This is a genomic window from Pseudomonas sp. D3-10 (genome assembly GCF_051132175.1).
Classification (GTDB): Bacteria; Pseudomonadota; Gammaproteobacteria; order Pseudomonadales; family Pseudomonadaceae; genus Aquipseudomonas.
In genome coordinates this window covers 5,447,870-5,471,871 of sequence record NZ_CP071668.1, presented here as the reverse complement: position 1 = coordinate 5,471,871, position 24,002 = coordinate 5,447,870, and the positions used below count along the sequence as shown (strand labels likewise).

General features: G+C 60.9%; 24 protein-coding genes. 14 read left to right on the top strand and 10 right to left on the bottom strand.

What is annotated here, in order from left to right; genetic code table 11:
• Positions 1-127: 127 nt before the first annotated feature.
• The 5 genes from J3P90_RS24870 to J3P90_RS24850 form a co-directional block, all read right to left on the bottom strand.
• Positions 128-445, bottom strand: coding sequence for a DUF2388 domain-containing protein (locus J3P90_RS24870; RefSeq protein ID WP_186633889.1), 318 nt, complete (start codon positions 443-445; stop codon positions 128-130).
• Between the two features lie 68 nt (positions 446-513).
• Positions 514-963, bottom strand: coding sequence for an NfeD family protein (locus J3P90_RS24865; protein ID WP_434675533.1), 450 nt, complete (start codon positions 961-963; stop codon positions 514-516).
• Positions 964-970: 7 nt separating this feature from the next.
• Complete coding sequence (locus tag J3P90_RS24860) at positions 971-1,891, bottom strand: SPFH domain-containing protein (RefSeq protein WP_434675532.1); 921 nt, start codon at positions 1,889-1,891, stop codon at positions 971-973.
• A 125-nt stretch (positions 1,892-2,016) separates the two neighbouring features.
• Entirely contained in the window at positions 2,017-3,801 is a 1,785-nt protein-coding gene (locus tag J3P90_RS24855; protein ID WP_434608956.1) for a GspE/PulE family protein, read from the bottom strand.
• Positions 3,802-3,951: 150 nt separating this feature from the next.
• Positions 3,952-4,290 (bottom strand): hypothetical protein, encoded by a 339-nt coding sequence (locus J3P90_RS24850; protein ID WP_434608958.1) that lies wholly within the window; start codon positions 4,288-4,290, stop codon positions 3,952-3,954.
• Positions 4,291-4,416: 126 nt separating this feature from the next.
• Between J3P90_RS24850 and J3P90_RS24845 the strand changes: the two genes are divergently transcribed.
• Positions 4,417-4,887, top strand: a complete 471-nt coding sequence (locus J3P90_RS24845; protein WP_434608961.1) for an Lrp/AsnC family transcriptional regulator — start codon at positions 4,417-4,419, stop codon at positions 4,885-4,887.
• 144 nt (positions 4,888-5,031) lie between these two features.
• Here J3P90_RS24845 and J3P90_RS24840 read toward each other — a convergent pair whose 3' ends face one another.
• Entirely contained in the window at positions 5,032-6,399 is a 1,368-nt protein-coding gene (locus tag J3P90_RS24840) for an inorganic triphosphatase (protein ID WP_434608963.1), read from the bottom strand.
• 157 nt (positions 6,400-6,556) lie between these two features.
• On the opposite strand from J3P90_RS24840, the gene argE reads away from it, so the two are divergent.
• The 3 genes from argE (at position 6,557) to J3P90_RS24825 (ending at position 10,943) form a co-directional block, all read left to right on the top strand.
• Entirely contained in the window at positions 6,557-7,714 is a 1,158-nt protein-coding gene (gene argE / locus J3P90_RS24835; RefSeq protein WP_434675531.1) for an acetylornithine deacetylase, read from the top strand.
• Between the two features lie 137 nt (positions 7,715-7,851).
• Positions 7,852-9,150, top strand: a complete 1,299-nt coding sequence (argA, locus tag J3P90_RS24830; RefSeq protein ID WP_420765091.1) for an amino-acid N-acetyltransferase — start codon at positions 7,852-7,854, stop codon at positions 9,148-9,150.
• 473 nt (positions 9,151-9,623) lie between these two features.
• The gene (locus tag J3P90_RS24825; protein WP_420765090.1) at positions 9,624-10,943 is read left to right on the top strand and encodes an OprD family porin; all 1,320 of its coding nucleotides are present in this window, start codon (positions 9,624-9,626) and stop codon (positions 10,941-10,943) included.
• An 83-nt stretch (positions 10,944-11,026) separates the two neighbouring features.
• On the opposite strand, the gene hepT is transcribed toward J3P90_RS24825, so the two are convergent.
• Positions 11,027-11,455, bottom strand: a complete 429-nt coding sequence (gene hepT, locus J3P90_RS24820) for a type VII toxin-antitoxin system HepT family RNase toxin (protein ID WP_420765089.1) — start codon at positions 11,453-11,455, stop codon at positions 11,027-11,029.
• The gene (gene mntA, locus J3P90_RS24815) at positions 11,445-11,840 is read right to left on the bottom strand and encodes a type VII toxin-antitoxin system MntA family adenylyltransferase antitoxin (RefSeq protein ID WP_434608969.1); all 396 of its coding nucleotides are present in this window, start codon (positions 11,838-11,840) and stop codon (positions 11,445-11,447) included. Before mntA ends, hepT begins: the two co-directional genes overlap by 11 nt.
• A gap of 331 nt (positions 11,841-12,171) precedes the next feature.
• Here mntA and J3P90_RS24810 point away from each other — a divergent pair, with 331 nt between their 5' ends.
• The 7 genes from J3P90_RS24810 (at position 12,172) to J3P90_RS24780 (ending at position 17,766) form a co-directional block, all read left to right on the top strand.
• Positions 12,172-12,810, top strand: a complete 639-nt coding sequence (locus J3P90_RS24810) for a peroxiredoxin (RefSeq protein ID WP_304551669.1) — start codon at positions 12,172-12,174, stop codon at positions 12,808-12,810.
• 298 nt (positions 12,811-13,108) lie between these two features.
• Positions 13,109-13,702 carry an NADPH-dependent FMN reductase gene (gene ssuE / locus J3P90_RS24805; protein ID WP_434561727.1) on the top strand — a complete coding sequence of 198 codons (594 nt, stop codon included), beginning with the start codon at positions 13,109-13,111 and terminating at the stop codon, positions 13,700-13,702.
• Between the two features lie 91 nt (positions 13,703-13,793).
• Positions 13,794-14,759 (top strand): sulfonate ABC transporter substrate-binding protein, encoded by a 966-nt coding sequence (locus J3P90_RS24800; RefSeq protein WP_434675530.1) that lies wholly within the window; start codon positions 13,794-13,796, stop codon positions 14,757-14,759.
• Positions 14,760-14,783: 24 nt separating this feature from the next.
• The gene (gene ssuD, locus J3P90_RS24795) at positions 14,784-15,932 is read left to right on the top strand and encodes an FMNH2-dependent alkanesulfonate monooxygenase (RefSeq protein ID WP_434608975.1); all 1,149 of its coding nucleotides are present in this window, start codon (positions 14,784-14,786) and stop codon (positions 15,930-15,932) included.
• 7 nt (positions 15,933-15,939) lie between these two features.
• Positions 15,940-16,722 (top strand): aliphatic sulfonate ABC transporter permease SsuC, encoded by a 783-nt coding sequence (gene ssuC / locus J3P90_RS24790; protein ID WP_420765084.1) that lies wholly within the window; start codon positions 15,940-15,942, stop codon positions 16,720-16,722.
• The gene (ssuB, locus tag J3P90_RS24785; RefSeq protein ID WP_434675529.1) at positions 16,719-17,525 is read left to right on the top strand and encodes an aliphatic sulfonates ABC transporter ATP-binding protein; all 807 of its coding nucleotides are present in this window, start codon (positions 16,719-16,721) and stop codon (positions 17,523-17,525) included. Before ssuC ends, ssuB begins: the two co-directional genes overlap by 4 nt.
• A gap of 25 nt (positions 17,526-17,550) precedes the next feature.
• Positions 17,551-17,766, top strand: a complete 216-nt coding sequence (locus tag J3P90_RS24780; RefSeq protein WP_003177394.1) for a TOBE domain-containing protein — start codon at positions 17,551-17,553, stop codon at positions 17,764-17,766.
• 75 nt (positions 17,767-17,841) lie between these two features.
• Here the strand turns inward: J3P90_RS24780 and J3P90_RS24775 are convergent, their stop codons facing one another.
• A complete protein-coding gene (locus tag J3P90_RS24775) occupies positions 17,842-18,474 on the bottom strand; it encodes a TetR/AcrR family transcriptional regulator (RefSeq protein WP_434561735.1) in 633 nt (210 codons plus the stop codon).
• A gap of 239 nt (positions 18,475-18,713) precedes the next feature.
• Positions 18,714-20,090 carry a glutamine synthetase family protein gene (locus J3P90_RS24770; RefSeq protein WP_420765081.1) on the bottom strand — a complete coding sequence of 459 codons (1,377 nt, stop codon included), beginning with the start codon at positions 20,088-20,090 and terminating at the stop codon, positions 18,714-18,716.
• A gap of 278 nt (positions 20,091-20,368) precedes the next feature.
• Between J3P90_RS24770 and J3P90_RS24765 the strand changes: the two genes are divergently transcribed.
• Genes J3P90_RS24765 through J3P90_RS24755 form a run of 3 tightly spaced genes read left to right on the top strand, consistent with a single transcriptional unit; the run spans position 20,369 to position 23,964 of the window.
• The gene (locus tag J3P90_RS24765; protein WP_434608980.1) at positions 20,369-21,145 is read left to right on the top strand and encodes a gamma-glutamyl-gamma-aminobutyrate hydrolase family protein; all 777 of its coding nucleotides are present in this window, start codon (positions 20,369-20,371) and stop codon (positions 21,143-21,145) included.
• 40 nt (positions 21,146-21,185) lie between these two features.
• Complete coding sequence (locus J3P90_RS24760) at positions 21,186-22,544, top strand: glutamine synthetase family protein (protein ID WP_030138097.1); 1,359 nt, start codon at positions 21,186-21,188, stop codon at positions 22,542-22,544.
• Between the two features lie 55 nt (positions 22,545-22,599).
• Positions 22,600-23,964: an aspartate aminotransferase family protein gene (locus J3P90_RS24755; RefSeq protein WP_420765079.1), complete on the top strand. Its 1,365-nt coding sequence runs from the start codon at positions 22,600-22,602 to the stop codon at positions 23,962-23,964.
• The last annotated feature ends 38 nt before the right edge of the window (positions 23,965-24,002 follow it).

Genomic DNA, 24,002 nt, shown 5'->3' with positions numbered 1-24,002 from the left:
GCGGGCCGGTGAACTTTCATCGTAGCGGCGGGGTTGTTGGCCGGTTCGATGTAGGAAAGAAGCTCAGCAGTTGTTTGCCCATAAAAAAATGCCGCTCGATCGAGCGGCATTTTTCATGGGGCGGGAATCACTCCTGGGCGATGGCGTTCTTCGCCAGGATCGCGTTGGCCAGTTCCATGTCGGTGGCTTGCAGGCCAGGGTTGTCGGCACGGACTTTCTGCATGGCCGCTTCCAGGTAAGGGCCACGAATGCCGCCGTCACTGGCGACGAAGCTGCCGGCGTCGTCCTGGGCGGCGACGATCAGCTTGTTATCCTTGAAGGTCAGGTAGGTGGAACCGGTGGTTGCGCCGGACGAAATGACGTTACGCCAAAACGTGTCGGCCATTGCCGAGCCCACGGGGAGAGAAAGCAAGGCCAGGGTCGCGACAGCAAGTTTGAGACGCATGATAGGTGACTCCACAGGGTTAACTATGACGTTGGATTACGGTTGCCCCGGTTCAGTTCCATGGCACGTTAGTCAGCCCTTTCCACTGTCAATACCGTACCTTCCTGTGCCACCACCCTGACCCGCGTGCCAATGGACAGGTCGGGACCCTTCGCCAACCAGACGCCGTCGGCCACCCTGATCTTGCCGCGCCCATCGACAATCGCCTCGTGGACCTGGAACACCTTGCCGATCAGCTCCTGCCCGCGCAGGTTCAGGTGCGGCTGGTCGCTTTGGCGGATGGCGCTGCGCTGGCGTCGCCACCAATACAGGGCTGTCGCGATAGCGAACAGGCCGAACAGCAGGAACTGGATCTCCCACACCAATTGCGGCAGGACGAACGTCAGCACGCCGACCGCTGCGGCGGCCATGCCAATCCACAGCAGGTATCCGCCCGCGCCGAACACTTCCAATATCAACAGGATGACGCCCAGCGCCAGCCTGTCCCAATAAGACAATTGCTGCAGGAACAGCCACATACGCGCCTCAGGCTTTCTTGTTGTCGAAGGTGGCCTTGACGATTTCGCCAATGCCGCCCACCGCACCGATGACCTGGCTGGCTTCCAGCGGCATCAGGATCACCTTGCTGTTGTTGGCCGAGGCCAGTTGCCCCAGCGCGTCGATGTATTTTTGCGCAACGAAGTAGTTCACGGCCTGTACGTTACCGTCGGCGATTGCCTGGGACACCACCTGGGTGGCGAGGGCTTCGGCTTGCGCCTGGCGTTCACGTGCCTCGGATTCAAGGAACGCGGCCTGGCGGCTGCCCTCGGCTTCGAGGATCTGGGCCTGTTTCTTGCCCTCGGCGGTAAGAATCGCCGACGCTCGCAGCCCCTCGGCTTCCAGGATCTGTGCACGCTTGATACGTTCGGCTTTCATCTGCCCCGACATGGCGGCCATCAGGTCGGCCGGCGGGCTGATGTCCTTGATCTCGATCCGCGTGATCTTGATGCCCCACGGCGCCGTGGCTTCGTCGACCGTGCGCAGCAACTTCTCGTTGATACCGTCGCGCTGGCTCAACATGGCGTCCAGTTCCATGGAGCCCAGCACCGTGCGGATGTTGGTCTGCAACAGGTTGCGGATGGCGTGTTCGAGGTTGTTGACCTCGTAGGCGGCCTGGGCGGTATTGATCACCTGGAAGAAGCACACGGCGTCGATCTGCACTGTAGCGTTGTCGGCGGTGATGACTTCCTGGGGCGGGATGTCCAGCACGCTTTCCATGACGTTGATCTTGCGCCCGATGCGGTCCATCACGGGAATGATGATGTTCAGGCCAGGCTTGAGCGTATTGGTATAGCGGCCGAACCGCTCGACCGTCCATTGATAACCCTGGGGCACCACCTTGAACCCCATGAACAGGATGGCGACCACGAGGCCGATGAAGAGTAGAAGCACGCTGCCGATCTGCATGACGGTTCCCTGTACGAATTGAATGGATCTGCTAACCCTGAGTGTAGGGCAAGCGGCCATTATCTTCGCTACGGTCCGTTCCGGTATGTCTGTGGGACGTTTCCGGTCCCTGAGCCGGACCGCGCCTACTTCTGCTCGCTCTGTGGTGTCACTCGTAATACTTCCTCGACCGTGGTCAAGCCCGCCGCCACCTTTTGCGCGCCCGAGAGTCGCAAGCTTCGCATGCCTTCCTTGAACGCCTGGCGGCGCACGGCAAGCAGGTCGGTGTCGGGATGGATCAAGGCTCTGACGCTGTCGCTCAGTTGCATGATCTCGTACACCCCGGCGCGACCGCGATAACCGGTGTCACGGCATTCCGAGCAACCCACGGCCTGCTGGGCATTGGTGGGCAACGGCGCCTGCCAGGGACGCGTCAGGGTTTGCCAGTCGTCTTCGTCCAGGGTCAGGGGAGCCTTGCAATGCGGGCACAATGTTCGCACCAGGCGCTGGGCCATGACGCCGAGCACCGTCGCTTTGATCAGGTAATGCGGCACGCCGAGTTCGAGCAGCCGGCTGATGGCGCTCGGTGCATCGTTGGTGTGCAGGGTCGAGAGCACGAGGTGCCCGGTGAGCGCTGCCTGGATCGCCATTTCAGCGGTTTCGAGGTCGCGGATCTCGCCGATCATGATGATGTCCGGGTCTTGCCGCATCAATGCGCGTACCCCCGCGGCAAACGACAGGTCGATGTTGTGCTGGACCTGCATCTGGTTGAATGACGCCTCGACCATTTCAATCGGATCTTCGATGGTGCAGAGATTCACTTCAGGCGTCGCCAGTTTCTTCAGCGTGGTGTACAGGGTCGTGGTCTTGCCAGACCCGGTGGGGCCCGTGACCAGGATGATGCCGTTGGGCTGGCGAGTCATGTCCTGCCAGCGGCGCAGGTCGTCGACAGAGAAGCCGAGCTGGTCGAAATCCTTGAGCAGCACTTCCGGGTCGAAGATCCGCATGACCATTTTCTCGCCGAACGCGGTCGGCAAGGTCGACAGTCGCAACTCCACCTCGCCGCCGTCCGGGGTCTTGGTCTTCACGCGGCCGTCCTGGGGCTTGCGCTTTTCGGCAACGTTCATCCGGCCCAGGCTCTTGAGCCGGCTGATGATGGCCATCGTCACCTGTGGCGGAAATTGATAGACGGTGTGCAGCACGCCGTCGATGCGGAAGCGCACGGTGCCTTGCTCGCGGCGCGGTTCGATATGGATATCGCTGGCCCGTTGCTGGAAGGCGTATTGGAACAGCCAGTCGACGATATTGACGATATGCGCGTCGTTGGCATCCGGCTCCTGATCGCTGGCGCCCAGGTTGAGCAGTTGTTCGAAGTTGGTCAGATTGCTGGGTTGCTGGTCGACCGTGGTCGCGCCGCTGACCGACTTGGCCAGTCGATAGAACTCCACGCTCAGGCGCTGGATGTCCACAGGGTTGGCCACCACGCGCTTGACCGGCAACTTCAGTACGTGGGTCAGGTCCGCTTCCCAGCTGCTGACATAGGGCTGGGCGCTGGCGACCGTCACGGCGTCCCGGTCCACCGCTACCGCGAGAATCTTGTGGCGTTGCGCAAAGGCGTAGGACATCAGCGGCGTAACGGCCGCGACGTTGATCTTCAATGGGTCGATGCGCATGTAGGGCTGGTCGGCCTGCTGGGCCAGCCACAACGTCAGGTTTTCCAGGTCCAGGCGCTTGCCGGGACGGCTGAGGTCGTCGAGATGCTGGTTGGCGATGAATTCCAGTGGATGCAGCTGGCTGTTGGCGTTATGGCGCCGGCGGGCATTGAGCGCAGTCTCGGCAGAGTCCTGGCTGATGAGGCCTTGGGCAACCAGTTGGCGCAGCAGGTCGTTGAGGTCCAGCCAGCGGTCCTGAGTGGCATGTTTGGTGGACATGGGCGTTCGGGTTCCTATTGGACAATTGCAGCAAAGCCGCGATACAGACGCTTCGGCGTCGTGGCTCGTTCTGCAAAAGAATAGTCCCGACCCTGCGGACCGTTGGGCCACTACCCGACCAATGCGTTTCCAATTCTTGCCTGGAGGCCCTCAACCTGCCGCCAGCATCGGCTCGGCGCGCGCGATATCAGCGTCTTGCAAGTCGACTGAACAGACGCTTATCAGGTTACGCAATTTTTCAGCGATGACTTGGGCGCGGTGCCAGCTCAGCCCGGTCAGGAGGCATTCCATCGAGAGCAATTCGTCGAGACGTTCGATGCGTGCGGTTTCCAGAACAAGGCCCTGCAAGGCGAACAGGTTGAGCACCCGGCAGGGCAGGTCCGCCTCGGCTTCCCCGAGCAAATGAAAGCGGGCGCGACAATAGGGATTGGCGGTGTGCCAGACGTCGGCGCGGAGCGCGGCGGTGCCGGGGGCTTGCAAAGAGGGCATGGCATTTCTCCTGAGATTGGAGAGAAATCTTTGCATGGGATTGGGGGTATTTCTTATCTAAAATAAGCTTATTCGCCAACCTGGCGAATTGGATAAACCATGTGATGGCCTTATCGGGGATTTTTTATGCAAAGCGAGCTGGACGGGTTTGATCGCAAGATATTGGCCTTGTTGCAGGACGACGCTTCGCTCTCCAGCGCGCAGATCGCCGAACGGGTAGGTTTGTCCCAATCGCCATGCTGGCGGCGGATTCAGCGGATGAAGGAAGAAGGGATCATTCGCGGGCAGGTGACGTTGCTGGATCGTAAGAAAATCGGCCTGAACACGCAGATCTTCGCCGAAATCAAACTCAACGCCCATGGACGCTCGAATTTTACCGAGTTCACGGAGGCGATCCGCGGCTTTCCGGAAGTGTTGGAATGCTACGTGCTGATGGGGTCGGTGGATTTCTTGCTGCGCATTGTCACGGCGGACATCGAGGCCTACGAGCGCTTCTTTTTCGAGAAGTTGTCGATGGTGCCGGGGATCCAGGAAGTGAATTCGATCGTGGCGCTGTCGGAGATCAAGTCGACGACGAGTTTGCCGGTGGTGCGCTGAGCTTGTTTTTGCGATGTTTGGGCTGGCCTCATCGCGAGCAAGCTCGCTCCCACAGTTGATCTTCAGCGGCCACAAGATCTGTGTGCAACGCTGGACCCCTGTGGGAGCGAGCTTGCTCCGGGCGGCGATCCGACGATGGCGATCTTACAGGCGCAACAAAGTCTTCCAGGCCCGATTCTGATACACCGCGATCGCCTGTTGCTTGCGCGCGTCCAGGAGTTCGTCGGTGATCGGTTCGTTGGCCAGCTGCGCCAGCTTGTTCAGCTCACCGTAGAGTCGGTCCATTTCAGGGATTTCCAGCACCTGGCGGGCGTGATGCAGCCAGGCCTGGATGCGTTCGATGCGCGGCAGTTGTTCGGCGAGGTCTTCCGGCTGCTGTTGGTAGCGTTGCAGTTGCAGCGACGAAGCTTCTTCGCCCAGCAGCCGTGGCAGCCAACTGCCCAGTTGCGCCGCGCCCTGGCGATTGCCCCGGGTGTTGCGGTCGGCGGCCCAACTGCGGGCCAGCAGCCAGCGTGACGCTTGGAGAGAGAAGAGGCCCCAACGCGGGTCCTGCAGCTCCTCGAGGAATTGCTCCGGCGCGGCCTTGCGCACGTCTTCGTCTTCGATGCCGGCCTGAACCAGTGGACGCCAGTCCTCCAGCAGCGCGTCCAGGGCCACCCGCAGGTCGTGGGTCGACTGGCGCGGCGCGGCCTGGCCGAGGCTGCTGAGCAGGGCACGCAGTTCGGCGAGATTTTCCACCCAGTCTTGCAGCAGGCGCCAATGGCCGTTGAAACGGTACTGCTCGGCCAGGCGCTGGCTGCTCCCTAGCAGGTGCCAGCTCAATGCGGCGAAGGCGTCGTCCAGCGGCGTTTCAGCGGTCAATTGCGGGGCCGGAAGGCTCAGGGCATAACTGCTCGCATCATGCAGGCGATAGCCGCGTTCGGCCTTGCTGATGTCGCACGGCATCAAGGGCAGGGTCACGGCCAGTTCGGCGGCCAGTTCCAGCAAGGCGGCGGGTTCGCCTTCGCGCAGTTCAAGTTCCAGCTCGCAGATTTCTTCCTTCTGCTTGCCCACCACGACGTGGCCCAGGTCCAGGGCGGCTTCGATGACCACTTTGCTCTTGCCACGGCCCCAGGCGATTTCGGCGCGTTCGCGAACGAAGTCGGTGGTGAAGATCGCTTTGAGGGTTTTTTTGTCCAGGTCAGCCAGCGCCTCGGGCCAGCATTCGCCGTCGAGTTTCTTCAGGTCGAGCTTGGCCTTGGGCAGGTGCCAATCGTATTCGTTGCGCTCGGATAGGCCAGCGATGCTCTGGCCCCGCGTCTTGAGGGTCTGGATCACTGCTTCGCCATCGCGACGCAGGCGCAGGGCGACCTTGGCCCGAGCCAGGTCGCGCTCTGGTGTGTCGAAGTACTGGTTCATCAGTTCGTGGCGTTCCCAGCCACTCTTGTTGCGTTTTTTCAACAGCGGATGCTCACGCAACGCTGCCAGGGTCTCGCGGCTGACGCGGAGTTTGATTTCGGTTTCTTTCTGCATGGCCGGAAAATCCAGGGATCGGGTGCGCAGCCGGGGGAAGGTGTGGCTGCCAAGGCCGTGCAGTGTACAGGACTCGTCGAGCCTACGCGCCGAACGGTTCCATCCTTGCGCTCGATGGCTCTATGATGGACTTCAATTTGCAAGTCCGGAGCCAGCGATGCCTTTGCCGTCCATGAAAGACCAATTCGCTGCCCTGATCGCTGCACCGTCGGTCAGCTGCACCCAGCCCGCGCTGGATCAGTCCAACGGCACCGTCATCGAACTGCTGGCGGGCTGGCTCTCCGAGCTTGGGTTTCGCTGCGACATCCAACAGGTCAGCCCGGGCAAGTTCAACCTTTTGGCCAGTTTCGGCACGGGCCCTGGCGGGCTGGTACTGGCCGGCCACAGTGACACGGTGCCGTTCGACGGCGCGTTATGGCAGACCGATCCGCTGAAGCTCACCGAAATCGATGGGCGTTGGGTGGGCCTGGGCAGTTGCGACATGAAAGGCTTCTTCGCCCTGGCCATCGAGGCGGTCAGGCCGCTGCTGGACCAACCGTTCAAGCAACCGTTGCTGATCCTCGCCACCTGCGATGAAGAGAGCTCCATGGCCGGCGCCCGGGCCCTGGCGGATGCCGGTCGTCCGTTGGGCCGCGCTGCGGTGATCGGCGAGCCCACCGGCCTGCGACCGATTCGCCTGCACAAGGGCGTGATGATGGAGCGCATCGACATCCTCGGGCGCAGCGGCCATTCATCCGACCCAAGCCTGGGCCACAGTGCCCTCGAGGCCATGCACGACGCCATGGGCGAACTGCGCGGTTTGCGCCTGCAATGGCAGCGTGAATTCCGTAATCCACAATTCACCGTGCCGCAACCGACGCTGAATTTCGGCTGCATCCACGGCGGTGACAATCCCAATCGAATTTGTGGGCAATGTTCCATGGAGTTCGACTTGCGCCCCCTCCCGGGCATGGACCCTGAAGTGCTGCGGGCGGCGATCCGGCAGAAGCTCGACCCCATCGCCGAGCGGCATAAGGTCAAGATCGACTACGCTCCGTTGTTCCCTGAAGTCCCTCCGTTCGAACAGCCCGAAGACTGCGCATTGGTGCGCGTAGCCGAGCGGCTGACCGGTTATCGCGCCGAAGCAGTGGCGTTCGGCACCGAAGCGCCTTATCTTCAGCGCCTTGGCTGCGAAACCCTGGTGTTGGGCCCTGGCGATATCGCCTGCGCTCATCAGCCGGGCGAGTACCTTGAAATGTCACGTTTGCAACCTACCGTGCAATTGCTCCGTCAGTTGATCGGTCATTACTGCCTGACGCCGACCACGGCCGATTAAATTGCCCGCGTGCGGGCCCGTATCCATTACATGAGGAGAGCGCGCGTGTCGCCAAGCCTGTTCCGACGATAACCACCAGCCCGCTGTGCGTTCTGTTTCGTCTTTTTTCGGCTGTTATTTATTACAGGTCCAGGTTCATGCCCGAATACGTCAATTGGCTTCGTCACGCTTCGCCTTACATCAATGCCCACCGCGATTGCACCTTCATCGTCATGCTGCCTGGCGACGGGGTCGAGCACCCCAACTTCGGCAACATCGTCCATGACCTGGTGCTGCTGCACAGCCTCGGCGTGCGCCTGGTGCTGGTCCATGGTTCTCGCCCGCAGATTGAAACCCGCCTGGCCGCACGGGGCCTGACGCCCCATTACCATCACGGCATGCGCATCACCGATGCCGCGACGCTGGAATGCGTGATCGACGCGGTCGGCCAGTTGCGCATCGCCATCGAGGCACGCCTGTCCATGGACATGGCGTCATCGCCGATGCAGGGTTCGCGGTTGCGGGTCGCCAGTGGGAACCTGGTCACCGCCCGGCCGATCGGCGTGCTCGAGGGTGTGGATTATCACCACACCGGCGAAGTGCGCCGGGTCGATCGCAAGGGCATCAATCGCCTGCTGGACGAGCGTTCCATCGTGCTGCTGTCGCCGTTGGGCTATTCGCCCACCGGGGAGATCTTCAACCTCGCCTGCGAAGACGTCGCCACTCGGGCCGCCATCGACCTGGCGGCGGACAAGCTGCTGCTGTTCGGCGCCGAGCAAGGCCTGATTGGCGAAGATGGCCGACTGGTCCGTGAGCTGCGCCCGCAACAGGTCCCGGCCCATATGCAGCGCTTGGGCAGCGACTACCAAGCCGAACTGCTGGATGCGGCGGCCCAGGCCTGCCGCGGCGGTGTTGCCCGCAGCCATATCGTCAGCTATGCCGAAAACGGCGCGCTGCTGGCAGAATTGTTCACTCGCGATGGCAGCGGCACACTGGTGGCCCAGGAGCAGTTCGAGGTGGTGCGCGAAGCGGCCATCGAAGACGTCGGCGGATTGCTCGACCTCATCAGTCCTCTGGAAGAACAGGGCATCCTGGTGCGCCGTTCCCGTGAGGTGTTGGAGCGTGAGATCGAACAGTTCAGCGTGGTAGAGCGCGAAGGAATGATCATCGCTTGCGCGGCGCTCTACCAGATCGCCGATTCGGATGCCGGTGAACTGGCCTGTCTGGCGGTGAATCCGGAGTATCGCCACGGTGGCCGGGGCGATGAGTTGCTGGAACGGATCGAAACCCGGGCCCGTGCCCAGGGGCTCAAGACGTTGTTCGTATTGACGACGCGCACGGCCCATTGGTTTCGTGAGCGGGGCTTCGAACCCAGCAGCGTCGAGCGCCTGCCTGCGGCCCGGGCATCGCTTTACAACTACCAGCGCAATTCGAAAATCTTCGAAAAAACCCTGTAGGCAGCCATTCGGCAAACTGGCGTTACCGCGGTCTTCTTGATTTCAGACAATGAGCAGCTAGTCTGGATCCCGTCAAGATCGCGGCATACGCGAGCGGTTGTTGACTGGGTCGAAGGCGCAGGAGGCGCGCAAACACATCTCTGCGCCAGACTTTTGCGGGTCTCCAAAGCTGGCGACAAAACACCATTCAGTAATCCTTTGCGCCGCCGATAAGACGTTTCACGGCTTGATGACGCAGTGATGGCACTTATATGTCAAAAAACGCTGAAAACTGCCGAAACAATTCTTTTTGGATTTATAAATAATCCTTTATTCTCCGGGCCGGTGTCGCGGGGTTAGACCATGGTCGTAGGCCGAAAGGGTTACGGTTGACTTGCCAGTCACGGTCTGGCGCTAATCGCGCATCCGCGGATTCCGGGCGTTCGATTCGGAACCAAAGACACACAAGAATTAGAAAACGAGAGGAGCGAAGCATGAAGAAGTCTACCTTGGCCATGGCAGTGGCCTTTGGGGTATTGGCGCAGCAGGCAGGCGCCGCCGGTTTTATCGAAGACAGCAAGGCGTCCGTCAGTTCCCGCACGCTGTACTTCAACAACGACAACCACGAGACGGGCAGTGAAGACCTGCGCGAAACGGGCACCGGCCTGAAGTTCGACTACAAGTCTGGCTTCACGCAAGGTGTCGTTGGCTTCGGTATCGACGCCCAGGCTCTGGTGGGTATCCGTCTCGATGGCGGCAGGGGTCGTAACAACGGTTCCTATATGCCAGCCGATACCGACGGTGCGGCGGTCCACGAGTGGAGCCGTTTGTCCGGTAACGTAAAGGCTCTTTTCTCCAAGACCGAAGCTCACCTGGGCGGTGCCTTGGCGCCTAGCCTGCCGATCCTGGTGGCCAACGACAGCCGCCTGCTGCCGCAGACCTTCGAGGGTGGCACGATCACCTCCAAGGAAATCGACAACGTCACGCTCAACGCTGGTCAGCTGGAGCAGGCCACTGGCCGTGCATCGAGCAACAGCACTGGCCTGGCCGTGGCGGGCGGTACCCAGGACAGTAACCAGTTCCGTTACGCGGGTGCTGATTGGAAGGTCACCAAAGACCTGACGCTGCAGTACTACTACGCGAACCTGCAGGATTACTACAAGCAACACTTCCTGGGCGCGGTCCATGTTTTCCCGATCAGCGAAGGTCAATCCTTCAAGACCGACTTGCGTTACTTCGACAGCAGTTCGGATGGCCGCAACGGTGACCTGGGCTATCGCTTCAACAACAACGGTGGCTATGCCAAGAACCCGGGCGAGGTCGATAACAAGACCTGGAGCGCCATGTTCACCTACACCCTGGGTGGCAGTGCCTTCCTGTTGGGTCATCAACAAGTCGGCGATGACGGTGGCTTCGTCTACCTGAACCAAGGCAACGTGGTTGACGGCAACAACCGTCCTGAAGGTGCTGGTGGTGCGAGCTTCTACCTGTTCACCGACAGCATGATCAACGGTTTTGTCCGTGCCGGTGAGAACACCACCTTCGGCCAGTACTCCTACGACTTCGCTTCCATGGGCGTTCCAGGCCTGAAAGCCTCGGTTGCCTACCTGCGTGGCGACGACGTCAAGACCGCTAGCGGCACAAGCGATTACTCCGAGTGGGAACGCGACATGCGTGTGGATTACGTGATCCAGCAAGGCGCGTTGAAAGGCTTCGGTACTACTGTGCGTCACGGTAGCTACCGCAGCGGCGGTGTCGGCGACGACCAGGATCAGACCCGCGTAATCTTCAACTACACTTACAGCTTCATGTAAGACGTAGCGAAGTAAAAAAGCCCCGCCCGGCATCGCGCCCGGCGGGGCTTTTGCGTTTTTGGCTCAACGAGCCGGCTATCGCCTTATCCCCTGGGTTCCATCGCGTCCTTACGCAGGATGAATGCGCTGAACGCCAGGAAATCATCCAGATGGCCGGTAATGATCGCGACCATGATCGGCAATTGCAGGGCTTGGTAGTCATGCACGGCGATATTCCTGAACCCCACCATGTTCTTCAGGTTTTTCACCAGACCTTCTTCGACCCAACCGCCCTGAAAAAGCAACTCGAACGTATCGCGGGCGCTTTGCGGGACCCCCAATCGTTCACGCCGAATCAGATGCTGTCCCATGTCCAGCGCGGCTTCACAGGCACGCTGAATGTTCAGGACGGCCGAGTCCTGGCGAGTGAAATCCGTAGCAAAGGTAGCGGGGTCCTTCTCGTATTCCTCCCGCACCCTGGCAACGCAACGCTCGATGCTTGCTGCTTTATTGATCAGTACATCATCGACCATACACCCTGCCTTCTTCCTGGATATCCTTGAGCAATCGCGCTCGAGCCTCATCGAGAGCAGTCTTCTCGCTGAGAATGAAGCATTCGAACAACCCCGCCTGTACGTCCTTGGCCCAGAGTCTTCGGCCTCGGGTCACGATCTGGTGCTGCATGACGGTGGAGGCCGCCCGTAGATCAATCAGATCCACCGGGCTGCCAGCGATGTCCGCCAAATCGCCTGAAAGTTGCCACAACGACACTGGGTCGACCTTGCCTGATAACAGCACAGCCAAATCCACATCACTGTCAGGCCCGGCGGTCTCCTGGGCGTGGCTGCCGAACAGGTAAACAGCCAACAGGTCAGGCAGATGATTTTGCAAGTGAGTCAACAAGGCATGAGCGTTCATGCTGCCTATCCTAGCCGCTCGTCCGGAGATCGCGTCAACAATTTCCGAAATGTACCTACAAAACAAAAAAGCCCCGCCCGGCATCACGCCCGGCGGGGCTTTTGCGTTTCGGGTCCGGCCCACCCCTGTAGCCTTTCCCGAACCTTCTCCTCTTTTTCAGCACTCGAGGCCTTCTCGAAACCTCGGGAATGATCTTGGGCCGCTATACGCTGCGGCACCAGTGAACAGTTTTTTATATTTCTTAATGATCTAGATAAATGGGTATTCATTCTTTTTAAAGCAACGAAAAGCGGTGCACAGTTGGGCTCCAAAAACATTCAGGAGCCGCATCATGAGCCTCAGACTCGGCGACATCGCCCCCGATTTCGAACAGGATTCCAGCGCCGGCAAGATTCGCTTCCACGAATGGCTCGGCGACAGCTGGGGCGTGTTGTTCTCCCATCCGGCGGACTTCACCCCGGTGTGCACCACCGAGTTGGGTCTCACTGCCAAGCTCAAGGACGAGTTCGCCAAACGTGGCGTCAAGGCCATCGCCCTGTCGGTGGACCCGGTGGACTCGCACCACAAGTGGATCGACGACATCAACGAAACCCAGAACGCCGTGGTCAATTTCCCGATCCTGGCCGATGCCGACCGCAAGGTGTCCGACCTGTACGACCTGATCCATCCCAACGCCAGCGACACCTTGACCGTGCGCTCATTGTTCGTGATCGACCCGAACAAGAAGATCCGCCTGACCATCACCTACCCGGCCAGTACCGGGCGCAACTTCAACGAAATCCTCCGGGTCATCGATTCCCTGCAACTGACCGACAACTACAAAGTCGCCACGCCCGCCAATTGGCAGGACGGTGATGAAGTGGTGATCGTGCCGTCGCTCAAGGATGAAGAAGAACTCAAGCAGCGCTTCCCCAAGGGCTACCGTGCCGTGAAGCCCTATCTGCGCCTCACGCCTCAACCTAATCGTTGACGCAGAACCTGTGGGAGCGAGCCTGCTCGCGAAAGCGGTCTGTCAGATGCATTTATATTGACTGGTACGCCGCCTTCGCGAGCAGGCTCGCTCCCACAGGACTGGATTTGTACCAAAGGATTTTGGCCGTTTCGACGGCCTTTTTTATTGTGCTGAAAAAAGCAGAACGTATATCTCCGTAAAGAATAACTAAATGAACAAATATGATTTAAAGATATATGAAAGCGCTGTTATGGTTTGGTCCATACAGCGAGATCGCCCACCGCGAATCGCGCGTGACTCTTAAGGAATGGTTGGCATGTTGGTTGTCTCGCTCGGCGGCAGTCCCAGCCAGCGCTCACGTTCAGGTGTGCTGTTGGAGCGCTCGCAACGTTGGTTGCAACATCAAGGTGTGGAAGTGGTGAGTTATCAGGTACGGGACTTCCCGGCCGAGGATCTGCTCCATGCCCGCTTCGACAGTCCCAAGGTGGTAGACCTGCTGGCACAGATCGAAAACGCCGATGGCCTGTTGATCGCCACGCCGGTATACAAGGCGTCTTTTTCCGGTGCGTTGAAGACCGTCCTTGATCTGCTGCCGGAACGGGCCCTGGCCCACAAGGTGGTGTTGCCCATGGCGACAGGTGGCAGCATCGCCCACATGCTGGCGGTGGATTATGCCCTCAAGCCGGTGCTGTCGGCGCTCAAGGCCCAGGAGATGCTCCATGGGATCTTCGCTGAAGACAACCAGATAGCCTACGGCGAAGGCAGCGCTCAAGCGCGGTTGACGCCTGCCTTGCAACAGCGCCTGGATGAAGCGCTGGAGCAGTTCTACAGCGCCATGGCCCGTCGGCCCAAACCGTTGGATCCCAGCGTACTGAACGAACGTCTGTTGAGTGCTCGCTGGAGCATTTGACGCGCTACATCCCTGATTCAACTCCACCTTACTCAGCCGCCAACGGCCCAGCAGGTGCAGCCAAAACCCCATAGCAAAAAGGAGAGGCGCCATGCGCACTGTCATTTTGCGTCGCGGGCTGGTCGCTCTGTTTGCTGCGGCTGTGTCCTTCGGCGTCATCACCCACGCTCAAGCCGAAACCTTGCGGATCGGTTATCAAAAGTACGGCACTCTGGTGCTGCTCAAGGCAAAGGGCACCCTGGAAAAACGCCTCGCCGCCCAAGGCGTGGACGTGCAATGGACCGAGTTTCCTGGCGGCCCGCAACTGCTTGAAGGCTTGAACGTCGGCTCCATCGATTTTGGCGTGACCGGCGAAACCCCGCCGGTGTTTGCCCAGGCAGCCGGCGCGGACCTGCTCTATGTGGCCTATGAACCGCCGGCGCCCAACAGTGAAGCGATCCTGGTGCCCAAGGGCTCGCCGATCCAATCGGTGCAGGATCTCAAGGGCAAGAAAATCGCGCTGAACAAAGGCTCCAACGTCCATTACCTGCTGGTACGGGCGCTGGAAGATGCGGGCCTGCAATACGCCGACGTCCAGACGGTTTTCCTGCCACCGGCCGATGCCCGCGCGGCGTTCGAACGAGGCAGCGTGGACGCCTGGGTGATCTGGGATCCGTACCAGGCCGCCGCTGAGCAGCAATTGCAGGCGCGCACCCTGCGTGACGGCAAAGGCATCGTCGACAACCACCAGTTCTACCTCGCCACCAAACCCTATGCGCAGAAAAATCCCCAGGTGATTACGGCTCTGGTGGAAGAGGTGCGGGCGGTAGGGGAGTGGTCCAGGGCCAATCCTGAAGACGTGACGCGGCAGGTCTCGCCGCTGCTCGGCTTGCCTGCCGATATCACGCTTACCTCGGTCAAGCGCCAAGGCTACGGGGCGTTGTTCCTCACGCCGGAAGTCGTCGCGGCGCAGCAGAAAATCGCCGACAGCTTCTACCAGCTCAAATTGATTCCCAAGCCCTTGAGCATCAAGGACGTGATCTGGACGCCGCCGGCGGCCGTTGCGAACGCGCAGTAATTCGATCCCTTAGGAGACCACTCCATGAGCCTTAATATTTTCTGGTTCCTGCCCACCCACGGCGACGGCCATTACCTTGGCACCGCTGAAGGCGCCCGCGCCGTCGATCATGGTTACTTGCAACAAATTGCCCAGGCGGCCGATCGACTGGGTTTCGGCGGCGTGCTGATTCCTACCGGGCGTTCCTGCGAAGACTCCTGGCTGGTGGCCGCTTCCCTGATTCCGGTGACCCAGCGCTTGAAATTCCTGGTAGCCCTGCGGCCCGGGATCATTTCCCCGACGGTGGCGGCGCGTCAGGCCGCGACGTTGGATCGACTCTCGGGAGGACGCGCGCTGTTCAACCTGGTCACTGGCGGCGACCCGGACGAGCTGGCCGGCGACGGGCTGTTCCTCGATCACGAACAGCGCTACCAGGCCTCGGTGGAATTCACCCGGATCTGGCGCCGGGTGCTGGAAGGCGAGACCGTGGATTACGACGGCGAACACATCAGCGTGAAGGGCGCCAAGCTGCTCTATCCGCCGATCCAGCAACCGCGCCCGCCGCTGTACTTCGGTGGGTCGTCGGAAGCTGCCCAGGACCTGGCCGCCGAGCAGGTGGAAATGGTGCTGACCTGGGGCGAACCGCCCGCAGCCGTCGCCGAAAAAATCCAACAGGTGCGGGCCAAGGCCGCACAGCAAGGACGCACTGTGCGCTTCGGCATTCGCCTGCATGTGATCGTACGGGAAACCAACGCCGAGGCCTGGCAAGCGGCCGACCGCTTGATCTCCCATTTGGACGACGAAACCATCGCTCGCGCCCAGGCCTCCCTCGCGCGCTTCGACTCGGTGGGTCAGCAGCGGATGGCCGCGCTGCACGGCGGTCGCCGCGACAAACTGGAGGTGAGCCCCAATCTGTGGGCCGGTGTCGGCCTGGTTCGCGGCGGTGCCGGGACGGCGCTGGTGGGCGATGGCCCGACCGTGGCCGCGCGGGTGAAGGAGTACGCCGACTTGGGCATCGACACGTTCATCTTCTCGGGTTATCCACACCTGGAAGAGTCGTATCGGGTGGCGGAGCTGCTGTTTCCGCACCTGGACGTGGAACGCCCGCAATTGCCGAAAAGCCAGGGCTACGTGAGCCCGTTCGGTGAGATGGTCGCCAACGACATTCTGCCCAAAGCCGCGTCCCAGAGTTGAGGCGGCCATGAAGAAAGTTATCCACAACCTGGCGCCGTGGGCGGTGCCGCTGCTGTTATTGGCGGTGTGGCAATTGTCGGTATCGGCCGGCTGGCTCTCCACGCGGATCCTGCCGGCGCCAGTGGCAGTGATCGAGGCTGGCGTGAGCCTGGTGCGCAGCGGCGAGATCTGGACTCACCTGGCGATCAGCGGTTGGCGCGCGGCGGTCGGCTTCCTGATCGGCGGCGGCATCGGCCTCGCGCTGGGCTTTATCACCGGCCTGTCGAAGTGGGGCGAGCGGCTGCTGGACAGCTCTGTGCAGATGGTGCGGAACGTGCCGCACCTGGCATTGATTCCGCTGGTGATCCTGTGGTTCGGCATCGACGAGTCGGCGAAGATTTTCCTGGTGGCGCTGGGCACGCTGTTTCCCATCTACCTCAACACTTACCACGGGATCCGTAACGTCGACCCGGCGCTGGTGGAAATGTCCCGCAGCTACGGCTTGTCCGGTTTCAGCCTGTTTCGCCAGGTGATCCTGCCGGGCGCCTTGCCTTCGATCCTCGTGGGTGTGCGTTTCGCCCTGGGCTTCATGTGGTTGACGCTGATCGTGGCGGAAACCATCTCGGCCAGTTCCGGCATCGGTTACCTGGCGATGAATGCCCGGGAATTCTTGCAAACCGATGTGGTGGTGCTGGCGATTCTTCTGTACGCCGTGCTTGGCAAGCTGGCTGACCTCGCCGCCCGTGGCCTTGAACGGGTCTGGCTGCGCTGGCATCCGGCCTACCAAGTGAACAAGGGAGGTGTCGCATGACCGCCCAACAACCACCGCGCCTGCTGCGAGGCATTCCGCTGGCGGTGCGCAATCTTCAGAAGACGTTTGGCTCGCGACAGGTATTGCGTGACATCGACCTGCATATCCCGGCTGGGCAGTTCGTCGCGGTAGTGGGGCGCAGTGGCTGCGGTAAAAGCACCTTGCTGCGTTTGTTGGCCGGGTTGGATCAGCCCTCGGGCGGCCAGTTGCTGGCCGGCTCGGCAGCGCTGAGCGCCGCGCGAGAAGACACTCGGCTGATGTTCCAGGAAGCGCGTCTGCTGCCTTGGAAGAAGATCATCGACAACGTCGGCCTTGGCCTGAAGGGCAACTGGCGGCCACAAGCCTTGCAGGCGCTCGATGCCGTAGGCCTGGCGGATCGTGCCCATGAATGGCCGGCGGCGTTGTCCGGCGGCCAGAAGCAACGGGTGGCGTTGGCTCGCGCGCTGATCCATCAACCGCGCCTGTTGTTGCTGGACGAGCCCTTGGGCGCGCTCGATGCCTTGACCCGGATAGAAATGCAGCAACTGATCGAGCGTCTGTGGCAGCAACACGGCTTTACCGTGCTGCTGGTGACCCATGACGTCAGCGAAGCAGTGGCGATTGCCGATCGGGTCATCCTGATCGAGGACGGCCAGATCGGCCTCGACCTGGCCATCGACCTGCCACGCCCCCGTGCTCGCGGCTCGCATCGCCTGGCGAGCCTGGAAACCGAAGTTCTCAGCCGTGTGCTGTCCTTGCCCGGCCAACCGCCGGAACCCGAACCCGTTTCACCCTTGCCCACGCAGTTGCGTTGGGCGCAATAACTTCATCCAGACAGGAATCGACACCATGACCATCAAAGCCATCAACGTACGCAACCAGTTCAAAGGCACCATCAAGGAAATCGTCGAGGGCGACGTGCTGTCGGAAATCGACGTGCAGACCGCTTCGGGCATCGTCACGTCGGTCATCACCACGCGTTCGGTCAAGGAGTTGGAGTTGGCGATCGGCAGCGAAGTGATTGCCTTCGTCAAATCCACCGAGGTGTCGATCGCCAAGTTGTGATCCGTTTTTTACCCCGGGCCCCGGACGGCGTGAGCCCTTCGGGGCTTATCGTTCCCACGCGGAGCGTGGGCACGATCAATCAGGGCGCTTGGGCAGATACGGTGGCAGATACAGCCCCAGGTACGCGTCAAACACACGCATCCCTTCTTCAGCCATTCGCGGAGTGATCTGGCCGTGTTGCTGGACCGAGCGGGCGTAGACGCGGTCGCCCAGTTCCATGGCCAGGGCGAATACGTCGACGTCGGAGGGGAGCGTCGGCAGCTCGAAATGCCGGGCGAACACGGTGTGCATCAACGCGCCCAGTTCCAGGTCGTGCTGGCGGTCAGCCTGGGTGACTTCGGTGAGGCCATGCTGGGCCAGGATCAGTTGCCGAGCGGCGGCGTCCTCGCTGTAGATCACCAGCATCCGTTGTTCCACCAGCCGCGACAGGTCGTGCCAATGGTTCAGCGCGCCATGGTCGATCGGTGCTTGCAGGCAGGCGCGAAAGGCGGCGTGAACGTCGGCGGTCAGGGCTTCGAGCAGTGCCGGGACGCTGGCAAAGAAGTGGTAGACGGAGGAGGGCGGGATCCCCGCGCGTTCGGCGACGCTGTAGATCGACAGGCTGGCCACGCCTTCGGCGGCAAGCAGCGTACGGGCGGCATCGAGGATCGAGTCGATCCGGGCCTGGCTGCGTGCGCGAGGTTTGCGAGGGGTGGCGATGCGCGTCATGGACGTCTCCTGCGGGGCTGGCGGGCATTGTACGAGTCGGTTCTTGTGTTGTCTGCCAGGCCGTCATCGCGAGCAAGCTCGCCCCCACATTGGGTGTGCGGTGCCCCTTGAATCATGTGCGCTGAAAATCCCTGTGGGAGCGAGCTTGCTCGCGATCGGCCGAAGGCGGCCACCCGCCCAGACATAAAAAAACGCCGCAGGCCATAAGGTCTGCGGCGTTTTTTTTTTACCGCAACCGCTTACACGGTATGCAGGTACCAGTTGTATTCAAGGTCGGAGATGGAATGTTCGAACTCTTCCAGCTCACTTTCCTTGCAGGCCACGAAGATATCGATGTATTTCGGGTCGATGTACTTGGCCATGACTTCGCTGTCGTCAAGTTCGCGCAAGGCATCGCGCAGGTTGTTCGGCAGGCTTTGCTCGTTCTGCTCGTAGCTGTTGCCTTCGACCGGCGCGCCGGGCTCGATCTTGTTGACCAGGCCGTGGTGAACGCCCGCCAGCACGGAGGCCATCAGCAGGTACGGGTTGGCGTCGGCGCCGGCAACCCGGTGTTCCAGGCGCACGGCATCGGCTGAGCCGGTCGGCACGCGCAAGGCCACGGTGCGGTTGTCCAGGCCCCAGGACGGCGAGTTCGGCACGTAGAATTGCGCGCCGAAACGACGATAGGAGTTGACGTTCGGGCAGAGGAAAGCCATCTGCGCGGGCAGGGTCTCGAGCACACCGCCGATCGCGTGACGCAGCGCGGCGTTCTGCTCGGGATCCTCGCTGGCAAAGATATTCTTGCCGTCTTTGTCCAGGATCGAGATGTGGACATGCAGGCCGTTGCCCGCCTGGCCCGGATACGGCTTGGCCATGAAGGTGGTGTCCATTTCATGGTCGTAGGCAATGTTCTTGATCAGGCGCTTGAGCAGTACCGCGTAGTCGCAGGCCTTGATCGGGTCGGCCACGTGGTGCAGGTTCACTTCGAACTGCGCCGGGGCGCTTTCCTTGACGATGGCGTCGGCGGGAATGCCTTGCTCCTTGGCCCCTTCGAGGATGTCCTGGAGGCAATCGACGTATTCGTCCAGGTCATCGATCAGGTAGACCTGGGTCGAATGCGGGCGTTTGCCGGAGATCGGTGAGCGGGGTGGTTGCGGACGGCCGTTCACGTTCTCCTGGTCGATCAGGTAGAACTCCAGCTCGAATGCCGCGCAAATGGTCAGACCCAATTCGTCGAACTTGGTCACGACCTGGCGCAAGACTTCCCGAGGGTCGGCGAAGAACGGGTCGCCTTCGAGTTCGTGCATGGTCATCAGCAGTTGCGCGGTCGGGCGCTTCTGCCAGGGTTCATTGCTCAGGGTGCCGGGGATGGGATAGCAGATGCGGTCCGCATCGCCGATGTCCAGGCCCAGGCCGGTGCTTTCCACCGTCGAGCCGTTGATATCCAGGGCAAATAGAGAGGCCGGCAGGTTGATGCCTTTCTCGTAAACCTTGTGGAGGCTGGTGCGTTCGATGCGCTTGCCGCGCACCACACCATTCATATCCGCAATCAGAAGGTCAACGTACAGAACCTCAGGATGTTCCTTAAGGAACGCGTTCGCTTCGTTAAGCTGAACGGCACGCGGGGGTACCGACATGATGCAACACCTTTGTTGTTAAAAATATCAATCATTGATCTCTTCGAAAGCCAGTCAACCCGAACGGCATGCCGAAGTCAAGCTGGGCCTTTTGTGCCCTAAAAAAGCACCCGAGGGGCATTTTTGGGGCAGTTTGGGGCGTTTTTTTTCCTTTGAGGGCCTTCGCGCCCGCAGGCTTGAGCGTGCCGTGTTGTATTTTTTACGGGGGTGTTGTGTAAAAAAATGAACAAGGCTAAGCTCGATTCAAACCCATAACAGCAATAATACCGGGGTGCTTCATGTCTCGCCTGCCGTTAATCGGCGTCACCACCTGCTCCAGGCAGATCGGTTTGCATGCGTATCACACCACTGGCGACAAATATGCCCGGGCTGTCGCAACAGCCGCCAAGGGTTTGCCAGTGCTGATTCCCTCCCTGGCGGATCTGTTCGCACCGTCCGATATTCTGGACGCCCTGGACGGTATTCTTTTTACCGGCTCTCCTTCCAATGTAGAACCTTTTCACTATCAAGGCCCGGCCAGCGCGCCAGGCACTGCCCATGATCCTGCACGGGATGCCATTACCCTTCCACTGATACGCGCTGCCGTCGATGCGGGCGTTCCGGTGCTGGGCATCTGTCGGGGTTTCCAGGAGATGAACGTAGCCTTTGGCGGTAGCCTGCATCAGAAAGTTCATGAAGTCGGAACCTTCATCGATCATCGTGAAGACGACACCCAGCCGGTGGACATTCAATACGGCCCGGCCCATGCCGTGCATGTCCAGCCAGGCGGGGTCCTCGCGGCCCTGGGCCTGCCGCCGAACATTGAGGTCAACTCGATTCACAGCCAGGGCATCGAGCGCCTGGCACCGGGGCTGCGGGTTGAAGCGCTGGCGCCGGATGGCCTGATCGAAGCCGTCTCGGTTGTACAAGGCAAGGCTTTTGCTTTAGGTGTGCAATGGCACCCGGAATGGGCGGTAGGCTCTAATCCGAACTATCTTGCGATTTTCCAGGCATTTGGCGATGCCTGCCGAGCAAGGGCAACACAACGCGACGCCGATGCGTCAAACAACGCCTGACTACTAATAGCAGCCAGGAAACTCACGCCTAGAGGCATTTATGAGTAACAACCTCGACCAGCTCACCGATTGGTTGAAAGACCACAAGATCACAGAAGTCGAATGCATGATTGGCGACCTGACCGGCATCACCCGGGGCAAGATTTCGCCGACCAACAAGTTCATTGCCGAAAAAGGCATGCGCCTGCCCGAGAGCGTCCTGCTCCAGACCGTAACGGGCGACTATGTCGAAGACGACATCTATTACGAACTGCTCGACCCTGCCGACATCGACATGATGTGCCGCCCGGACGAAAACGCAGTCTTCCTGGTGCCCTGGGCCATCGAGCCCACCGCTCAAGTGATCCATGACTCCTACGACAAGCAGGGCAACCCCATCGAGCTGTCGCCCCGCAACGTATTGAAGAAGGTGCTCAAGCTCTACGCGGACAAGGGCTGGCAGCCGATTGTCGCGCCGGAGATGGAGTTCTACCTGACCAAGCGCAGCGACGACCCGGACTTTCCGCTGCAACCACCGATCGGCCGCTCCGGTCGGCCGGAAACCGGTCGCCAGTCGTTCTCGATCGAAGCGGCCAACGAATTCGACCCGCTGTTCGAAGACGTCTATGACTGGTGCGAATTGCAGGAGCTGGACCTCGACACACTGATCCACGAAGACGGCACCGCGCAGATGGAAATCAATTTCCGTCACGGCGATGCGCTGTCCCTGGCCGACCAGATCCTGGTGTTCAAACGCACCATGCGCGAGGCCGCGCTCAAGCACGACGTGGCCGCCACGTTCATGGCCAAGCCCATGACCGGCGAGCCGGGCAGCGCCATGCACCTGCACCAGAGCATTATCGACAAGGAAACAGGCAAGAACGTCTTCTCCAATGAAGACGGGACCATGAGCGATCTGTTCCTGCACCACATCGGTGGCCTGCAGAAATTCATCCCTGAGCTGTTGCCGCTGTTTGCACCCAACGTCAACTCGTTCCGCCGCTTCCTGCCCGACACCTCGGCGCCGGTGAACGTGGAGTGGGGCGAAGAGAACCGCACCGTGGGCCTGCGGGTGCCGGATGCCGGGCCGCAGAACCGTCGGGTGGAAAATCGCCTGCCGGGCGCCGACGCCAACCCGTACCTGGCGATTGCCGCCAGCCTGCTGTGCGGCTACATCGGCATGGTCGAAGGCATCAACCCGAGCGCGCCGGTGGTGGGTCGAGGGTATGAGCGCCGCAACCTGCGCCTGCCGCTGACCATCGAAGACGCCCTGGAACGCATGGAGAACAGCACCACCATCGAGAAGTACCTGGGCAAGAAATTCATCACGGGCTACGTCGCGGTCAAACGGGCCGAGCATGAAAACTTCAAGCGCGTCATCAGTTCGTGGGAGCGGGAATTCCTGCTCTTTGCCGTCTGATGCGCCGGGCGGGGCTGCCATAGGCCCCGCCCTCATGGAACAAAGGAGAATTCGCATGACCCGCAACAACCCGCAAACTCGCGAATGGCAGGCTCTTAGCAGCGATCATCACCTGGCACCGTTCAGCGACTTCAAGCAACTGAAAGAGAAAGGCCCGCGCATCATCACCCACGCCAAGGGCGTGTACCTCTGGGACAGTGAAGGCAACAAGATTCTCGACGGCATGGCCGGCCTCTGGTGTGTGGCCGTTGGTTACGGTCGCGATGAACTGGCGGACGCCGCCAGCCAACAGATGCGTGAGCTGCCGTACTACAACCTCTTCTTCCAGACCGCTCACCCGCCCGTGCTGGAATTGTCCAAGGCCATCGCCGATATCGCGCCGCAAGGCATGAACCACGTGTTCTTCACCGGCTCTGGCTCCGAAGGCAACGACACCATGTTGCGCATGGTCCGCCACTACTGGGCGATCAAGGGCCAGCCGAACAAGAAAGTCATCATCAGTCGCAAGAACGGTTATCACGGTTCGACCGTGGCCGGCGCGAGCCTGGGCGGCATGACCTACATGCACGAGCAAGGCGACCTGCCGATCCCGGGCATCGTCCACATCGCCCAACCGTACTGGTTCGGTGAAGGCGGCGACATGAGCCCTGAAGAGTTCGGCATCTGGGCGGCCAATCAGCTGGAAGAAAAAATCCTCGAGATCGGCGTGGATAACGTCGGTGCGTTCATCGCCGAGCCGATCCAGGGCGCCGGTGGCGTGATCGTGCCGCCGGACAGCTACTGGCCGCGCATGAAGGAAATCCTCGCCAAGTACGACATCCTCTTCGTGGCCGACGAGGTCATCTGTGGTTTCGGGCGCACCGGCGAGTGGTTCGGTACCGACCATTACGGGTTGAAACCACACATGATGACCATCGCCAAGGGCCTGACCTCCGGCTACATCCCCATGGGTGGCCTGATCGTGCGCGACGACGTGGTCGCGGTGCTCAACGAAGGCGGCGACTTCAACCACGGGTTCACCTACTCCGGCCATCCGGTGGCTGCGGCAGTGGCCCTGGAAAATATCAGGATCCTGCGCGACGAGAAAATCATCGAGCGTGTCCACGGCGAGACGGCACCCTATTTGCAGCAACGTCTGCGGGAACTGAACGATCATCCGCTGGTGGGTGAAGTGCGCGGCGTCGGTTTGCTGGGGGCGATCGAGCTGGTCCAGGACAAGGCCACGCGCAAGCGTTACGAAGGCAAGGGCGTGGGCATGATCTGCCGGCAGTTCTGCTTCGATAATGGGCTGATCATGCGCGCCGTGGGCGACACCATGATCATTGCGCCACCGCTGGTGATCAGCAAGGCCGAGATCGACGAACTGGTGGCCAAGGCGCGGCAATGCCTGGACCTGACGCTCAGTGCGTTGCAGGGCTAAGTGCTAGGCTCTGAGCGAGGTGCCAGCATGGGCCTCGC

Bases quoted from the DNA above. Each gene is read 5' to 3' on its own strand.
- hepT (WP_420765089.1), bottom strand. From the start codon at position 11,455: ATGGTCGATGATGTACTGATCAATAAAGCAGCAAGCATCGAGCGTTGC.
- ssuD (WP_434608975.1), top strand. From the start codon at position 14,784: ATGAGCCTTAATATTTTCTGGTTCCTGCCCACCCACGGCGACGGCCAT.
- ssuB (WP_434675529.1), top strand. From the start codon at position 16,719: ATGACCGCCCAACAACCACCGCGCCTGCTGCGAGGCATTCCGCTGGCG.
- J3P90_RS24870 (WP_186633889.1), bottom strand. From the start codon at position 445: ATGCGTCTCAAACTTGCTGTCGCGACCCTGGCCTTGCTTTCTCTCCCC.
- J3P90_RS24810 (WP_304551669.1), top strand. From the start codon at position 12,172: ATGAGCCTCAGACTCGGCGACATCGCCCCCGATTTCGAACAGGATTCC.
- mntA (WP_434608969.1), bottom strand. From the start codon at position 11,840: ATGAACGCTCATGCCTTGTTGACTCACTTGCAAAATCATCTGCCTGAC.
- ssuC (WP_420765084.1), top strand. From the start codon at position 15,940: ATGAAGAAAGTTATCCACAACCTGGCGCCGTGGGCGGTGCCGCTGCTG.
- J3P90_RS24860 (WP_434675532.1), bottom strand. From the start codon at position 1,891: ATGCAGATCGGCAGCGTGCTTCTACTCTTCATCGGCCTCGTGGTCGCC.
- argE (WP_434675531.1), top strand. From the start codon at position 6,557: ATGCCTTTGCCGTCCATGAAAGACCAATTCGCTGCCCTGATCGCTGCA.
- J3P90_RS24850 (WP_434608958.1), bottom strand. From the start codon at position 4,290: ATGCCCTCTTTGCAAGCCCCCGGCACCGCCGCGCTCCGCGCCGACGTC.
- J3P90_RS24770 (WP_420765081.1), bottom strand. From the start codon at position 20,090: ATGTCGGTACCCCCGCGTGCCGTTCAGCTTAACGAAGCGAACGCGTTC.
- J3P90_RS24845 (WP_434608961.1), top strand. From the start codon at position 4,417: ATGCAAAGCGAGCTGGACGGGTTTGATCGCAAGATATTGGCCTTGTTG.
- J3P90_RS24865 (WP_434675533.1), bottom strand. From the start codon at position 963: ATGTGGCTGTTCCTGCAGCAATTGTCTTATTGGGACAGGCTGGCGCTG.
- J3P90_RS24780 (WP_003177394.1), top strand. From the start codon at position 17,551: ATGACCATCAAAGCCATCAACGTACGCAACCAGTTCAAAGGCACCATC.
- J3P90_RS24800 (WP_434675530.1), top strand. From the start codon at position 13,794: ATGCGCACTGTCATTTTGCGTCGCGGGCTGGTCGCTCTGTTTGCTGCG.
- J3P90_RS24755 (WP_420765079.1), top strand. From the start codon at position 22,600: ATGACCCGCAACAACCCGCAAACTCGCGAATGGCAGGCTCTTAGCAGC.
- argA (WP_420765091.1), top strand. From the start codon at position 7,852: ATGCCCGAATACGTCAATTGGCTTCGTCACGCTTCGCCTTACATCAAT.
- J3P90_RS24775 (WP_434561735.1), bottom strand. From the start codon at position 18,474: ATGACGCGCATCGCCACCCCTCGCAAACCTCGCGCACGCAGCCAGGCC.
- J3P90_RS24825 (WP_420765090.1), top strand. From the start codon at position 9,624: ATGAAGAAGTCTACCTTGGCCATGGCAGTGGCCTTTGGGGTATTGGCG.
- J3P90_RS24840 (WP_434608963.1), bottom strand. From the start codon at position 6,399: ATGCAGAAAGAAACCGAAATCAAACTCCGCGTCAGCCGCGAGACCCTG.
- ssuE (WP_434561727.1), top strand. From the start codon at position 13,109: ATGTTGGTTGTCTCGCTCGGCGGCAGTCCCAGCCAGCGCTCACGTTCA.
- J3P90_RS24855 (WP_434608956.1), bottom strand. From the start codon at position 3,801: ATGTCCACCAAACATGCCACTCAGGACCGCTGGCTGGACCTCAACGAC.
- J3P90_RS24760 (WP_030138097.1), top strand. From the start codon at position 21,186: ATGAGTAACAACCTCGACCAGCTCACCGATTGGTTGAAAGACCACAAG.
- J3P90_RS24765 (WP_434608980.1), top strand. From the start codon at position 20,369: ATGTCTCGCCTGCCGTTAATCGGCGTCACCACCTGCTCCAGGCAGATC.